At 57.8% G+C, this 13949-nt stretch carries 19 protein-coding genes and 1 pseudogene; 10 read left to right on the top strand and 10 right to left on the bottom strand.

Going from position 1 to position 13949, the window contains the following annotated elements:
* Nucleotides 1–18 precede the first annotated feature (18 nt).
* From FHW68_RS22090 to FHW68_RS22065, 6 genes are all read right to left on the bottom strand, one after another.
* Complete coding sequence (locus tag FHW68_RS22090) at nucleotides 19–270, bottom strand: BolA family protein (RefSeq protein WP_095634829.1); 252 nt, start codon at nucleotides 268–270, stop codon at nucleotides 19–21.
* 115 nt (nucleotides 271–385) lie between these two features.
* A complete protein-coding gene (locus FHW68_RS22085; RefSeq protein ID WP_095634830.1) occupies nucleotides 386–691 on the bottom strand; it encodes a lipid asymmetry maintenance protein MlaB in 306 nt (101 codons plus the stop codon).
* On the bottom strand, nucleotides 688–1341 hold the full coding sequence (locus tag FHW68_RS22080; RefSeq protein WP_183683101.1) for a phospholipid-binding protein MlaC: 654 nt from the start codon (nucleotides 1339–1341) through the stop codon (nucleotides 688–690). Before FHW68_RS22080 ends, FHW68_RS22085 begins: the two co-directional genes overlap by 4 nt.
* An 11-nt stretch (nucleotides 1342–1352) precedes the next feature.
* Entirely contained in the window at nucleotides 1353–1820 is a 468-nt protein-coding gene (gene mlaD / locus FHW68_RS22075) for an outer membrane lipid asymmetry maintenance protein MlaD (protein ID WP_095634832.1), read from the bottom strand.
* Nucleotides 1820–2617 (bottom strand): lipid asymmetry maintenance ABC transporter permease subunit MlaE, encoded by a 798-nt coding sequence (gene mlaE, locus FHW68_RS22070; protein WP_095634833.1) that lies wholly within the window; start codon nucleotides 2615–2617, stop codon nucleotides 1820–1822. The genes mlaD and mlaE overlap by 1 nt, the downstream gene beginning before the upstream one ends.
* Entirely contained in the window at nucleotides 2617–3426 is an 810-nt protein-coding gene (locus tag FHW68_RS22065; RefSeq protein ID WP_095634834.1) for an ATP-binding cassette domain-containing protein, read from the bottom strand. The genes mlaE and FHW68_RS22065 overlap by 1 nt, the downstream gene beginning before the upstream one ends.
* 277 nt (nucleotides 3427–3703) lie before the next feature.
* On the opposite strand from FHW68_RS22065, the gene FHW68_RS22060 reads away from it, so the two are divergent.
* The 10 genes from FHW68_RS22060 to FHW68_RS22015 all read left to right on the top strand — a co-directional run bounded on the left by FHW68_RS22060 (nucleotide 3704) and on the right by FHW68_RS22015 (nucleotide 10735).
* Entirely contained in the window at nucleotides 3704–4678 is a 975-nt protein-coding gene (locus FHW68_RS22060; protein ID WP_095634835.1) for a KpsF/GutQ family sugar-phosphate isomerase, read from the top strand.
* A complete protein-coding gene (locus FHW68_RS22055) occupies nucleotides 4678–5202 on the top strand; it encodes an HAD family hydrolase (protein ID WP_095634836.1) in 525 nt (174 codons plus the stop codon). The genes FHW68_RS22060 and FHW68_RS22055 overlap by 1 nt, the downstream gene beginning before the upstream one ends.
* A gap of 7 nt (nucleotides 5203–5209) precedes the next feature.
* Nucleotides 5210–5782 (top strand): LPS export ABC transporter periplasmic protein LptC, encoded by a 573-nt coding sequence (lptC, locus tag FHW68_RS22050; protein ID WP_095634837.1) that lies wholly within the window; start codon nucleotides 5210–5212, stop codon nucleotides 5780–5782.
* Nucleotides 5769–6317 carry a lipopolysaccharide transport periplasmic protein LptA gene (gene lptA / locus FHW68_RS22045; RefSeq protein ID WP_095634838.1) on the top strand — a complete coding sequence of 183 codons (549 nt, stop codon included), beginning with the start codon at nucleotides 5769–5771 and terminating at the stop codon, nucleotides 6315–6317. Before lptC ends, lptA begins: the two co-directional genes overlap by 14 nt.
* Nucleotides 6317–7042 (top strand): LPS export ABC transporter ATP-binding protein, encoded by a 726-nt coding sequence (lptB, locus tag FHW68_RS22040; RefSeq protein ID WP_095634839.1) that lies wholly within the window; start codon nucleotides 6317–6319, stop codon nucleotides 7040–7042. Before lptA ends, lptB begins: the two co-directional genes overlap by 1 nt.
* A 186-nt stretch (nucleotides 7043–7228) precedes the next feature.
* On the top strand, nucleotides 7229–8722 hold the full coding sequence (locus FHW68_RS22035) for an RNA polymerase factor sigma-54 (RefSeq protein ID WP_095634840.1): 1494 nt from the start codon (nucleotides 7229–7231) through the stop codon (nucleotides 8720–8722).
* A 79-nt stretch (nucleotides 8723–8801) separates the two neighbouring features.
* Nucleotides 8802–9110 (top strand): ribosome hibernation-promoting factor, HPF/YfiA family, encoded by a 309-nt coding sequence (gene hpf, locus FHW68_RS22030; protein ID WP_003178005.1) that lies wholly within the window; start codon nucleotides 8802–8804, stop codon nucleotides 9108–9110.
* 12 nt (nucleotides 9111–9122) lie between these two features.
* Nucleotides 9123–9587, top strand: coding sequence for a PTS IIA-like nitrogen regulatory protein PtsN (gene ptsN, locus FHW68_RS22025; protein ID WP_007901530.1), 465 nt, complete (start codon nucleotides 9123–9125; stop codon nucleotides 9585–9587).
* Nucleotides 9588–9589: 2 nt separating this feature from the next.
* Complete coding sequence (gene rapZ, locus FHW68_RS22020; RefSeq protein ID WP_095634841.1) at nucleotides 9590–10447, top strand: RNase adapter RapZ; 858 nt, start codon at nucleotides 9590–9592, stop codon at nucleotides 10445–10447.
* A 15-nt stretch (nucleotides 10448–10462) separates the two neighbouring features.
* Complete coding sequence (locus tag FHW68_RS22015) at nucleotides 10463–10735, top strand: HPr family phosphocarrier protein (protein ID WP_095634842.1); 273 nt, start codon at nucleotides 10463–10465, stop codon at nucleotides 10733–10735.
* Nucleotides 10736–10840: 105 nt separating this feature from the next.
* Here the strand turns inward: FHW68_RS22015 and FHW68_RS22010 are convergent, their stop codons facing one another.
* The 4 genes and pseudogenes from FHW68_RS22010 to FHW68_RS21995 all read right to left on the bottom strand — a co-directional run bounded on the left by FHW68_RS22010 (nucleotide 10841) and on the right by FHW68_RS21995 (nucleotide 13830).
* The gene (locus FHW68_RS22010; protein ID WP_095634843.1) at nucleotides 10841–11734 is read right to left on the bottom strand and encodes a ZIP family metal transporter; all 894 of its coding nucleotides are present in this window, start codon (nucleotides 11732–11734) and stop codon (nucleotides 10841–10843) included.
* A 30-nt stretch (nucleotides 11735–11764) separates the two neighbouring features.
* A pseudogene (locus tag FHW68_RS22005) lies at nucleotides 11765–12052 on the bottom strand (superoxide dismutase); the annotation flags it as partial.
* Between the two features lie 13 nt (nucleotides 12053–12065).
* Entirely contained in the window at nucleotides 12066–13442 is a 1377-nt protein-coding gene (locus FHW68_RS22000; protein ID WP_183683099.1) for an aspartate ammonia-lyase, read from the bottom strand.
* The gene (locus tag FHW68_RS21995; protein ID WP_095634844.1) at nucleotides 13435–13830 is read right to left on the bottom strand and encodes a FagA protein; all 396 of its coding nucleotides are present in this window, start codon (nucleotides 13828–13830) and stop codon (nucleotides 13435–13437) included. The genes FHW68_RS22000 and FHW68_RS21995 overlap by 8 nt, the downstream gene beginning before the upstream one ends.
* Between the last annotated feature and the right edge of the window lie 119 nt (nucleotides 13831–13949).

Here is a 13949-nt window from a genome sequence, read left to right as displayed (position 1 = left end):
ATCTCGACGCCCTTGGGCTCAGGTGCGCTCGGCCCAGGCCGCGCTGCTGAAAAATTTCATAGTGACCGCATGGATGCTGCCATCGGCGATCCATGGGTTCAAATGGGCATAGATCTGCTGCTGACGCTTCACCGGGCTCAACGCCGCCAGTTCATCGCTAATCACGTTCAGCTGAAAGTTGCAGCCTTCGCCCTCAACTTCCACCTGCACTTGTGACAGAGAAACGGACAGCTTTTCTTCAAGGAAGCTCTTTACTTCGTTGGCCTGCATGCTCAACCTCAATCGGCGCCCTGTGCGCGCGGGTCGGACATCATACAAAAAAGCCCCGCGCCTGCGAACCCCGCATTCACAGGACTCTGACGGGGGGCTTCTTTATAGATGCGGTTCAGGGGTGCGCCAACAGCTCGGTCAATTCGCTGACCTGAGCGATTTCGCGCATATCGTCGGGCATCGCGCGAATGCTCAGGGCCTTTCCGGCCGCCTGGGCATCGCGCATGAAACACAGCAACAGCGACAAGCCGACACTGCTGGACTTTTCCACCGCGGAGCAGTCGACCACCAGCGCAGCCGCGTTGCTGGACTTGATCAGCGCCTGCCCCTGCTTGCGCAAGTTGGGGCCCGTACGGTAATTCAGCACGCCACTGAGCAACAGCTCGCCGGCTTCGCTCATGCGGATGGCCGACTCACTCATTGGGTTTGATTCTCGGTGGATTTCTCGGTGACTTCCTTGGCTTTGGCGACTTCCCCGGCCCAACCATCGATGGTTTTGTCCAGATCGTTGCCATTGCGCTGCATCGCATCAGCGAACTGATCGCGGAACAGCTTGCCAATGTTGATGCCGTTGATGATCACGTTGCGCAGTTTCCACTCGCCATTGATCTTTTCAAGTGTGTAAGACACAGGATAGATCGCGCCGTTACTGCCTTTGACGGTCATGCCAACGCTGGTACGGTCTCCCGATTCTTCCTTGGCAGGATCGACGACGATGCCTTGGTTGTCGTACTCAAGCAAAGCATTGCCATAGAACTGGAACAGGCCTCTTTTGAAGTTTTCGACGAACCTTTGCATCTGCTCGGGCGTAGCCTTGCGCGAATACTTGACCGTCATGATGCTTTTGGAAATACCTTCGGCATCCACCACAGGTCCGACGATGGTATTGAGCGCCGTATAAAAGTCTTGTGGGTCCTGCTTGTACTTTTCCTTGTTGGCGGAAAGATCCGCCAACAACCGGTTGGTGGTGTCTTGCACCAGTTCGTGCGCCGACTGTGCCGCCACGGCGTTAGCCATCAACGGAAAGGCCGCGAGTATCACCAACAGGCCACGTCGCAAGATAGAGATCATTCAAAAGCTCCTCATTTAGCGTCTTTGCTAACGGTATTGAGCAGGAATTTACCGATCAGGTCCTCGAGCACCAGCGACGACTGCGTGTCGTGGATGGTTCCCCCTTCCTTGAGCAAGGCTTCTTCCCCGCCCACGCTGATACCGATGTATTTCTCACCCAACAGGCCAGCGGTCAGGATAGATGCAGTGGAATCGGTCGGCAGATTATCTACGCGCTTTTCCAGTTGCATGGTCACCCGACCGGTGAAGCTGTCGCGGTCCAGATCGATTGCAGTGACTTTGCCGATGGTGACACCGGCCATGGTCACTTTAGCTCTGACCGTCAAACCGGCGATATTGTCGAAATATGCATAAAGTTTATAAGTATCGGTGCTCGCCGTCGGAGCCAGACCGCTGACCCGCAGCGCAAGCAACAGCAAAGCCAGGATGCCAGCCAGCAAGAAAAGGCCGACACCGATTTCCAGGGTGCGGTTTTGCATCAGAAATCTCCAAACATCAAGGCGGTCAAGATAAAGTCCAGGCCGAGCACAGCCAAAGAGGCATACACCACGGTCTTGGTAGTGGCACGACTGATCCCCTCGGAAGTGGGCTCGCAGTCATAGCCTTGGAATACGGCGATCCAGGTCACGACGAAGGCAAATACCATGCTTTTGATAATGCCGTTGAGCACATCGTCGACAAACGTCACGCTGTTTTGCATGTTCGACCAGTAGGAGCCTTCATAAACCCCCAGCCAGTCGACGGCCACCCACGAACCGCCCCAGATACCCACCACGCTGAAAATCGTCGTCAGCACCGGCAAGGAAATGAAGCCGGCCCACAGACGCGGAGCAATGATGTACTTGAGCGGGTCGACCCCGATCATTTCCAGGCTGGACAATTGCTCGGTGGACTTCATGTTGCCGATTTCGGCGGTCAGCGCCGAACCTGCGCGCCCGGCGAACAGCAAGGCGGTGACTACCGGCCCCAGTTCACGCAGCAGCGTCAACGCAACCATCTGCCCGACGGCCTGTTCCGAACCGTAGCTGGACAGAATATTGAACCCCTGCAGGGCCAGCACCATGCCGATGAACACCCCGGAGACCACGATGATCACCAGGGACATCACGCCCACCGAATGCAGTTGCTTGACCAGCAAACCAAAACCGCCGCCGATGCCGCCACGACCGAGCAAGGCATGGAACAGGAACAACGCCGAACGCCCAAACACCGCCATCACGTCGATGCCGGCATAGCCGAAACGGCGTACCCTTTCTATTAGTGTGATTTTGCGCATCAACGCTTCCCCAGAAGATCTGCGCGGTAATCCGGCGCTGGAAAGTGGTATGCGACCGGGCCGTCGGGTTCGCCAGTCAAAAATTGACGAACACGTGGCTCATCGGATTTCATCAGATCCTTGGGCGAGCCTTGACCCAACACCTGCCCGTCGCCCACCACGATAAGGTGGTCGGCGATGCTCGCGGTCTCGGCCAGGTCGTGGGAGACCACGATACTGGTGATGTTCAGGGCATCGTTGAGCAGGCGGATCAGGCGCACCAGCACGCCCATGGCGATCGGGTCCTGGCCGACGAAGGGCTCGTCGTACATAAGAATTCGCGGATCGAGCGCAATTGCCCGGGCCAACGCGACGCGACGTTTCATGCCGCCGGACAATTCGTCAGGCATCAGGTCGATGGCGCCACGCAAGCCAACAGCCTGCAATTTGAGCAGGACAATGTCGCGGATCATTTCTTCGGGCAGCGCTGTATGAACACGCAGCGGAAAGGCGACGTTCTCGAACACATCAAGGTCGGTAAACAATGCACCGCTCTGAAACAGCACACCCATGTGCTTGCGCGCATCGAACAGATCGTTGCGCGACAGTGTTGGCAGGTTCTGCCCATTGACCCAGACTTCGCCGCTGGTGGGGCGCAATTGCGCGCCTATCAGCCGCAACAGCGTGGTCTTGCCACACCCGGAAGGTCCCATGATGCCGGTGACCTTGCCGCGCGGGATGCGGATATCGACGTTATTGAAAATGCTGCGCGTACCGCGCTTGAAGGTCAGTCCCTTCAGCTCGACCGCGTAGGCGTTATCGGCACTCATCTAAACTCCTTGCGATGCAGCCTCTCACTCGGACGCCTGGCTTTCTGGCGAAAGCACATACCTTCCCGGGCAGGCCGAACTGGCGGCGAACTATATCACTGCAAAGCTCAAGCGCCCAAGGCCCAAGCCGGGCATGTTCAGCAACAAGATCGCCTGAAATCATCTATTTAAAGAGGATTCGGTAACAAGGAATGACAAACCGCGACGAACTAGCGTGAGGGTTTTGATCATTACCGTTATAATCGCCGCCTTTTCATCAGGCTATTTGATTTCCGACATGAACCAATCCAGCGACCTGATTCAATCCGCACAACGTACCATCCGTTTGGAACTGGAGGCCGTACAAGGCTTGCTACCCCATATCGATGCCGATTTCGTACGTGCGTGCGAGATGATTCTGGCCAGCAAAGGCCGCGTGGTTGTGGTCGGCATGGGCAAATCGGGGCACATCGGCAACAAGATTGCCGCCACCCTGGCCAGCACCGGCACCACGGCTTTTTTCGTGCACCCGGCCGAGGCCAGCCATGGTGACATGGGCATGATCACCCGCGACGACATCATTCTGGCGCTGTCGAACTCCGGTTCCACCAACGAGATCGTCACCTTGCTGCCGTTGATCAAACGCCAGGGCATTCAAATGATCAGCCTGACCGGCAACCCCGAGTCACCGCTGGCCAAGGCAGCGGAAGTCAACCTCAATGCAAGCGTCGAGCATGAAGCCTGCCCGCTGAATCTGGCACCCACCTCGTCGACCACCGCCGCACTGGTCATGGGTGATGCTCTGGCCGTCGCCTTGCTTGAAGCGCGCGGCTTTACCGCTGAAGATTTCGCTTTTTCCCACCCGGGAGGTGCCCTCGGCCGCCGCTTGCTGCTGAAAGTGGAAAACGTGATGCATGCCGGCACCGAATTGCCGCAGGTGATGTGCGGCACGCTGCTCAAGGATGCCCTGATGGAAATGACCCGCAAGGGATTGGGCATGACCGTCATATTAAGCACCGATGGAAAGCTCGCCGGGATCTTCACCGACGGCGACCTGCGCCGCACGCTGGACCGCACCATCGATATCCACAGCACCACCATTGATGAAGTGATGACCGCCCACGGCAAGACCGCCCGCCCCGAGATGCTCGCCGCCGAGGCCCTGAAAATCATGGAAGACCACAAGATCAACGCACTGGTAGTGGTCGACGATGAAGATCGTCCGGTCGGCGCCTTGAACATGCACGATTTGCTGCGTGCGGGAGTAATGTAATGAGCACCGACCTGCTGCAACGTGGCAAACAGATCAAACTGGCGGTGTTCGACGTCGATGGCGTGCTGACCGACGGGCGCCTGTACTTCCTCGAAGACGGTAGCGAATTCAAGACGTTCAACACCCTCGACGGCCAGGGCATCAAGATGTTGATGGCCGCTGGTGTGCAGACCGCTATCATCAGTGGCCGCAAGACCCCCGTGGTTGAACGGCGCGCCAAGAACCTCGGCATTGCGCACCTTTATCAGGGCCGCGAAGACAAACTGGTGGTACTCGACGAACTGCTTGGCCAACTAAACCTGAGCTATGAACAAGTGGCCTACCTGGGCGACGACCTGCCGGACCTGCCGGTGATTCGCCGTGTCGGCCTTGGCATGGCGGTGGCCAGCGCCGCCAGTTTCGTGCGCGAACACGCCCACGGCATCACTCAGGCCCGCGGTGGCGAGGGTGCCGCTCGGGAGTTCTGCGAATTGATCCTGCGCGCCCAGGGCCACCTTGATGCGGCCAACGCCGCGTACCTGTGAGCCCATCATGCTGAGCAAAAAAATTCGTAACATCCTGGTGTTTGGTTGCATCGCTGCAATTTTTGCGGCGGTCGGCTACTGGAACATCAGCCCGGAACGCTTCCTCGACAAGCCAGTTGTGAAGGTCGATGAAAGCGCGATCGACTATTACGCCATCAACGCCCACAGCGTGCAGTACCTGCCAGACGGCAAACTGCAATACGAGATGACCTCGGACAAGGTCGAACACGTGAAAGCGAGCGAAGTCACGTTGCTGACCAATCCGGACCTGAACATGTTCCGGGGCACCGAATTCCCCTGGCACGTCCAGAGCGAGCGCGGCGAAGTCAACCCGGATGGCACTCAGGTCGAGCTGATTGACTCGGTACGCATTACGCGTTTCGACGAAAAAAACCGCAAAACCCTGATTACTACTACCCGTATGACAGTGTTCCCGCAGGAGCAATATGCGCAGACCGATCAACCCGTTAGAATCGACGGCGCTGGCGGTGTATCGACAGGCAACGGAATGAAAGCGTACTTGAAAGAAAGCAGGATACACCTGCTATCGAACGTAAGAGGACAGTATGAGGCTCGTTAAAACTCTCCCTATTTTGCTCAGTCTGGGCGCAGCACTGGGAAGCGTGAGCGCCTGGGCTCTGCCGAACGATCAAGAGCAGCCTATCCGCATTCAGGCCGACGATGCCCAACTGGACGACAAGAACGGCGTTGCCACCTACAAGGGCGATGTGATCATCACCCAGGGCTCGATGAAGGTCACCGGCAATACCGTGACCATCACCCGCACCCCGGCCGGCGACATCGACGTGGTGACCTCGGTGGGCAACCTCGCCTACTTCGAGCAACTGCAAACGGCGGGCGATACCAAGCCGGTCCAGGGTTACGGCGTAACGATCCAGTACCACGCCTCGCAAAACCGTGTCGTGCTGATCGATCGCGCCAAAGTCATCGATAAGGACAACAACGTCACCCAAGGCGAGAAAATCGTCTACGACACGGCCAAAAAGCTTGCAAGCGCCGGTCGCGCCACGGGTAACAAGGTCACCGAGGCACGTCCTCGCATCGACATGGTGATCCAGCCGAAGAAGAAAACCGACGAGCAAAAGGCCCAGTAATGGCAACTCTGAAAGCTCAGCATCTGGCCAAGAGCTACAAGAGCCGTCAGGTCGTGCGCGACGTCAGCCTGTCCATCGACAGCGGTCAGATCGTCGGCCTGCTTGGCCCTAACGGTGCCGGTAAAACCACCTGTTTCTACATGATTGTCGGCCTGGTACAGGCTGATCAGGGTCGCGTGTTGATCGACGACCTGGACGTCAGCCACCAGCCGATGCACGGTCGTGCGAAGGCGGGTATCGGCTATCTTCCTCAAGAAGCGTCGATCTTCCGCAAACTGTCGGTGGCCGACAACATCATGGCCATCCTCGAGACCCGCAAGGAACTCGACAAGGCCGGTCGTCGCCAAGAGCTGGAAAGCCTTATGCAGGAGTTCCACATTCATCACATCCGCGACAATCTCGGCATGAGCCTGTCCGGTGGCGAACGCCGCCGCGTGGAAATCGCCCGGGCACTGGCTACCAACCCGAAATTCATCCTCCTCGACGAACCCTTCGCCGGCGTGGACCCGATTTCGGTTGGCGATATCAAGCAAATCATCCACCACCTCAAGGCCAAAGGCATTGGCGTGCTGATCACGGACCACAACGTTCGTGAAACCCTGGATATCTGCGAAACCGCCTACATCGTCAACGATGGTCAATTGATCGCTGAAGGTGACTCCGCCACCATCCTCGCCAATGAACTGGTCAAGGAAGTGTATCTGGGCCACGAGTTCCGCCTGTAGGCACCTGAGCTGCCCCGGGTCGTCGAGGGAGCGCTCGCTTCAATAAAAAATCAATAACTTTTTATTGTTACAGCGCTCTAGGCAAACACTTCAGTTTCGGGCATATAATTTGCTTATGTTTGGCGCTTCGGCGCTCTGTAGTGGATGGCGCATGTGCGCCGGCGAATAAGGTGTTAAGCCCCTGCCATGAAACCATCGCTAGTCTTGAGAATGGGCCAGCAGCTGACGATGACACCGCAGCTGCAACAGGCCATCCGCCTGCTCCAATTGTCGACCCTGGACCTGCAACAGGAAATCCAGGAGGCCCTGGAGTCCAATCCGATGCTCGAACGCCAGGAAGAAGGCGACGACTTCGATAACGCCGATCCTTTGGCCGATAGCGCCGAACAGAAACCCAACCCCGATATTCAGGAGCCCTCTTACCAGGAAACCACCCCGACGGTGGACAACCTCGAGGAAGGCGACTGGAACGAACGAATCCCCAACGAATTGCCCGTCGACACAGCCTGGGAGGACGTCTACCAGACCAGCGCCAGCAGCCTGCCGAGCAATGATGACGACGAGTGGGATTTCACCACCCGCACATCGGCCGGTGAAAGCCTGCAAAGCCATTTGCTGTGGCAACTGAACCTGGCACCGATGTCCGACACCGATCGCCTGATCGCAGTGACCCTGATCGATTGCATCAACAATCAGGGTTACCTGGACGAAACCCTCGAGGAAATCCTCGAAGCCTTCGACCCGGAACTGGACATCGAACTGGACGAAATCGAAGCCGTCCTGCACCGCATCCAGCAATTCGAACCCGCCGGCATCGGCGCCCGCAACCTCGGCGAATGCCTGCTCCTGCAACTGCGCCAGTTGTCCGCCAAGACCCCTTGGCTGGCCGAAGCCAAGCGCCTGGTTACCGATTACATCGACCTGCTCGGCAGCCGCGATTACAGCCAGCTGATGCGTCGCATGAAGCTCAAGGAAGATGAACTGCGTCAGGTCATCGAATTGGTCCAGAGCCTCAACCCGCGGCCGGGTTCACAGATCGAGTCGACTGAAGCCGAATACGTTGTTCCCGACGTGATCGTGCGCAAGGACAACGAACGCTGGCTGGTGGAACTGAATCAGGAATCGGTACCACGCCTGCGGGTCAATGCCCAATACGCCGGTTTCGTGCGCCGCGCCGATACCAGCGCCGACAACACTTTCATGCGTAATCAGCTGCAGGAGGCTCGCTGGTTCATCAAGAGCCTGCAAAGCCGCAATGAAACCCTGATGAAAGTCGCCACCCAGATCGTCGAGCATCAACGCGGCTTTCTCGAGTACGGAGACGAAGCCATGAAGCCGTTGGTGCTGCATGACATCGCCGAAGCAGTCGGCATGCATGAATCGACGATTTCACGGGTGACCACGCAAAAATTCATGCATACCCCGCGGGGCATCTATGAATTGAAATACTTTTTCTCCAGCCACGTCAGCACCTCAGAAGGCGGTGAATGCTCGTCCACAGCCATCCGCGCGATCATCAAAAAACTGGTTGCTGCGGAAAATCAGAAAAAGCCGTTGAGTGACAGCAAGATCGCTGGTTTACTGGAGGCACAAGGCATTCAGGTAGCCCGTCGCACCGTCGCCAAGTACCGCGAATCCCTGGGGATCGCGCCTTCCAGCGAACGGAAGCGGTTGATGTAACCGCCGGGCTGGCCACAGCGTTCCAGTGGCAGGCATTTCTGCCTGCCGCTTTATGCACTGGCAACGAAGGAGAAGCTGTATGCAAGTCAACATCAGTGGACACCAACTGGAAGTGACCGAACCCCTGCGCACCTACATCGGCGAAAAACTCGACCGATTAGAGAGGCATTTCGACAAGATCACCAATGTGCAAGTCACGATGAACGTCGAAAAACTGCTGCAGAAAATCGAAGCCACGCTGCATATTCCCGGCGGAGAAGTGGTCGCCAATGCCGAGCATACGGACATGTATGCCGCCATCGACCTGCTGACCGACAAGCTGGATCGCCAACTCAAAAAGCATAAGGAAAAGACCCAGAGCCTCCTCCAGGGCGCGACCGGTCGTTAACACCCCCAATCCATGATCCGACTAGAAACCATCCTGACCCCCGGCCGTTCCCAAGTGAACGCGCCGGGTGGCAGTAAAAAGAAAGCCCTCGAGCAAATTGCCAACCTTATCCACCGCGAAGTACCGGATCTGGAAATGCAGGACGTCTTCGAGGCCCTGATTGCCCGTGAGAAACTCGGTTCTACCGGTTTCGGCAACGGCATCGCCATTCCCCATTGCCGGCTCAAAGGTTGCACCTCGCCAATCAGTGCGTTGCTGCACCTGGAAGCCCCTATCGATTTCGACGCCATCGACGGTGCCCCGGTTGACCTGCTGTTTGTGTTGCTGGTCCCCGAAGCCGCCACCGATGCCCACCTGGAATTGCTGCGCCAGATCGCCAGCATGCTCGATCGCAAGGAAGTGCGTGAAAAACTGCGCAGTGCCCCGAGCAACGAAGCCTTGTATCAGGTTGTCCTGGACGAGCAGAACGGTCACTAATCATGCGCCTGATCATCGTCAGCGGCCGTTCCGGCTCAGGTAAAAGTACCGCCCTCGACGTGCTCGAGGACAACGGCTATTACTGCATCGACAACTTGCCTGCCGGCTTGCTGCCGGAACTGGCCGAACGCGCGCTGATCCACACCGAACTGGCCCAACCGCTGGTGGCCGTGTCCATTGATGCACGCAACCTGCCAAGCCACCTGTCACGGTTCCCCGAATTGCTGGAAGAGGTCCGCAGCCGACATATCCAGTGCGATGTGCTGTATCTGGACGCCGACGAAGAAACCTTGCTCAAGCGCTTTTCGGAAACTCGCCGTCGTCACCCGCTGAGCAGCGCCAATCGTTCGCTGGCGGAGGCGATCCAGGATGAAAGCAATCTGCTGGGGCCTATCGCTGATCTGGCCGACCTCAAGGTCAACACCACCAATCTGAACCTGTATCAGCTACGCGATACCATCAAGTTGCGCCTGCTGAACCAGCCGGAGCCCGGCACTGCGTTCCTGGTGGAATCTTTCGGGTTCAAGCGTGGCATGCCGGTGGACGCCGATCTGGTGTTCGACGTGCGCTGCCTGCCCAACCCTTACTGGAAGCCGGAGCTACGAGCACAGTCCGGGCTCGATCAATCGGTGGCCGAGTACCTGGCGGCACAACCGGACGTCGAAGAGATGTTCCAGGACATTTCTTCGTACTTGCTCAAGTGGCTACCCCGCTTTGCCGCCAGCAATCGTGCCTATGTCACCATTGCCATTGGCTGCACAGGCGGGCATCACCGCTCTGTCTACCTGACTGAACGTCTGGGTCAGGTCCTGCAAAAAACCTTGAAGAACGTCCAGGTCCGCCACCGCGACCTCAGTTAAAGGATTCACATCGCGATGCCTGCTCTGGAAATCGAAATCATCAACAAGCTGGGTTTGCATGCCCGCGCGTCTGCAAAATTCGTGGGTGTGGCGGGTCAGTTTCCTTGCCAGATCAGGGTTGGCCGTACGCCGGAATCAATGATCGACGGCAAAAGCATTATGGCAATGATGATGCTGGCCGCTGGTAAGGGCACCAAAATCCACCTGATTACCGAAGGCGAAAAGGAGCAGGAAGCGCTGGATGCACTGGTGAAGCTGATCAACAACTACTTCGACGAAGGCGAGTAAAAGTCAAAAGATCGCAGCCTCGTTTCACTCGACAGCTCCTACAAGGATCTGCATACAGTAGGAGCTGTCGAGTGAAACGAGGCTGCGATCTTTTGATCCTGTTTTTCAAGCCAGCGCGGTATCCATCACCATCATCAGACAAAACCCGATCAGCAGCCCAAGGCTGGCCAGTTTGTCGTGACCATGGCGGCGCGATTCGGGGATGACTTCCTGAGTCACCACCAGCAACATCGCACCGGCCGCCAGTGCCAAGCCCAAAGGCAACAGCAGTTCGGCCAGGCTCACCAACCAGGCGCATAACAGGGCAAAAACCGGTTCGACCAACCCTGATGCCGCACCGATCAGGAACGCCTTGACCCGCGACATCCCTGCTCCAGCCAACACCAACGCAATGACCAGGCCTTCCGGCACATCCTGCAAGGCGATGCCCATGGCCAGGCTGTCGGCATCAGGCATGCCTCCCCCGGCCGAAACGCCAACCGCCATGCCTTCGGGGATGTTGTGGGCGATGATGGCAAACACAAACAACCAGATCCGCGGTGGAATCACCGATCGCTTCAGTGTCCCCGCGAGCATTTCGGGCGTAGCGCCAGATACCCTGCGATCCACCAGAAACAACCCGAATGCACCCAGCAGAATGCCGAAGCTGATCAGGCCACTGGCCGCCCAAGGCGTCAGCCCGAGATTTTCAGCCGCGGTAATGCCCGGCACGATCAGCGAAAACGCTGTCGCGGCGAGCATCACACCGGCTCCGAAACCGAGCAATAGGTCACTGGCCGCCTGAGGCATCTGCCTAATCACCAGCACCGGCACCGCGCCCAAAGCCGTGCCCAGGGCACAAATCGCCCCGCCTTGCAGGGCGCGTTGCAGTCTCGGTTCGAGATCCAGCCAGCTCAGCCCTTGGGCCGCCAATAACGTCATGCCCGCCAGCAGCAACAACGATCCCAGTGCATAACGAAACATTCGTCCACTTCCGACCGCCAGTGTTTCAGTACTCATAGTCAGCCCTGGATTGGTTTTATAGAAGACTTAAACCAGTGCAGCCTGATAACGCGCAGCGACTTCAGGCCAATTGATCACGTTGTAGAACGCATTGATGTAATCCGACGACGATTCTGAGAGCACAGGTAATAAGCATGCTCCCAGACGTCCAGGCCAAGGATCGGCGTATTGCCGTTCATCAATGGGCTGTCCTGGTTGCCGCTGCTTTCAACGATCAAGGTCTTTTGCGGCGTCATGCTCGGGTCAGCGCAGCTTTAGTGAAGGCCTCCTTGAAGCGGTCGAACCACCCAGTTGCTCATCGATCGCCTTGGCCAGCGGTGCGCGGTGATTACACGCCGCCTGCGGTGAGCTTCTCTGGGTTGAGCAGTTCTTCCAGTTGGCTGCGTGTAAGGTCGGTGTGCTCCAGAGCGACATCAATCACCGGTCGCCCCTGCCGATAAGCCTGCTTGGCAATCTCGGCGGCTTTTTGGTAACCAATGATCGGGTTGAGTGCCGTGACCAGAATCGGATTGCGCGACAGCGCTTCTTTCAGCCGGGCCTCGTTGACCTTGAAGCTGGCGATAGCCTTGTCGCCCAGCAGACGGCTGGCGTTGGTCAGCAATTGGATACTGCTCAGCAGGTTCTGGGCGATGATCGGCAGCATGACGTTCAGCTCGAAATTGCCCGACTGACCGGCGATGGTGATCACCGTGTCGTTGCCGATCACTTGAGCGGCGACCATTGCGCTGGCTTCCGGGATCACCGGGTTGACCTTGCCAGGCATGATCGACGAACCGGGCTGCAAGGCTTGGAGTTCGATTTCACCAAGCCCGGCCAACGGGCCGGAATTCATCCAGCGCAGGTCGTTGGCGATTTTCATCAAGGAAACCGCTGTGGCCTTGAGCTGCCCTGAAACGCTGACCGCCGTATCCTGTGAGCCGATCAGCGCAAACAGGTCCTTGCCCGGCGTGAACTGAACCTGGGTCAGTTGGCTGAGTTGCTGGCTGAAATGCGCCGAAAATTGCGGATGCGCATTGATCCCGGTGCCCACCGCCGTACCGCCCTGGGCCAGCGATTGCAGACTCGGCAGCAGATCCTGCAGGTGACCGATATTGGCCTTGAGCTGTTGCGCCCAGCCATTGAGCACCTGACTCATGCGCACCGGCATGGCGTCCATCAAATGGGTACGCCCGGTTTTGACGAATGGATGAACCTGCTCGGCTTTGTGCTCGATGACCTGCACCAGATGCACCAGCGCCGGCAGCAATTGCTCATGCAAACTCAATGCAGCACTGACATGGATGGTGGTCGGGATGATGTCGTTGCTGCTTTGGCCGCAGTTGACGTGATCGTTGGGATCCACCGGCTCACCCAACAAGCGGCTGGCCAGGGTGGCAATCACTTCGTTGGCGTTCATGTTGGAGCTGGTGCCGGAACCGGTCTGGAAGATGTCCACCGGGAAATGCTGCATGAAATCACCTTCGAGCAGGCCTTGGGCGGCGTCGACGATCGCCTTGCCCCGGGATTCGCTGATCTGCTTGAGCTCGACGTTGGCGCGGGCGGCCGCAGCCTTGGCCAGAATCAGCGCCCGGATGAATTGCATGGGCATCGGTTGGCCGCTGATCGGGAAGTTATCCACTGCGCGCTGGGTTTGCGCGCCATAGAGCGCATCAACCGGGACCTGAAGTTCGCCCATGCTGTCGCGTTCAATACGTGTGTTATTCATCAGCAGATCCTTGCACCAGTTCTATGAGAGGGATGGAGGGTTGCAACTCGCAGGTGGCCAGTTGCCAGGCGTAGCTTTGCCAGCGCTTGAGGCGGCAGCCGCAGAGTGATTGCCGTTCAAGATCGCGCAATGGCCGCCAGGCTTGATCCAGACACAGGCTGCGCCAGTGCCAGGGCAGCGCGACATCGGCGGCAGTGTCGAGCAATAAACGGAAGGAGGTTTCGGCGATGGTCCAGGGAGAAGTGGCCGTGCAACACGCCAGATACCGCCCTTCGGCCAGGTAATGTTCGATCAGGCGCGGCTCATCAGGGACCATGGCGCAACGGATCTGGCGACTCATCCAGCGCCAGCTTTCGAGGTAAGGCTGCTCGTGCAAGGCAGAACTCATAATCCGGCTCACTCGGCAATGAGATTTATTATTAGATGATAATGAGAACCAAAACAAGCACAACGAAACACGGAAATCCTTGTGGGAGCGGGCTTGCCCGCGATGACGTTTGAAGATTT

The organism is Pseudomonas sp. Tn43, from assembly GCF_014192635.1.
Taxonomy (GTDB): domain Bacteria; phylum Pseudomonadota; class Gammaproteobacteria; order Pseudomonadales; family Pseudomonadaceae; genus Aquipseudomonas.
The sequence above is the reverse complement of the archived record's forward strand: the minus strand, read 5'-3'. Positions and strand labels throughout refer to the sequence as shown.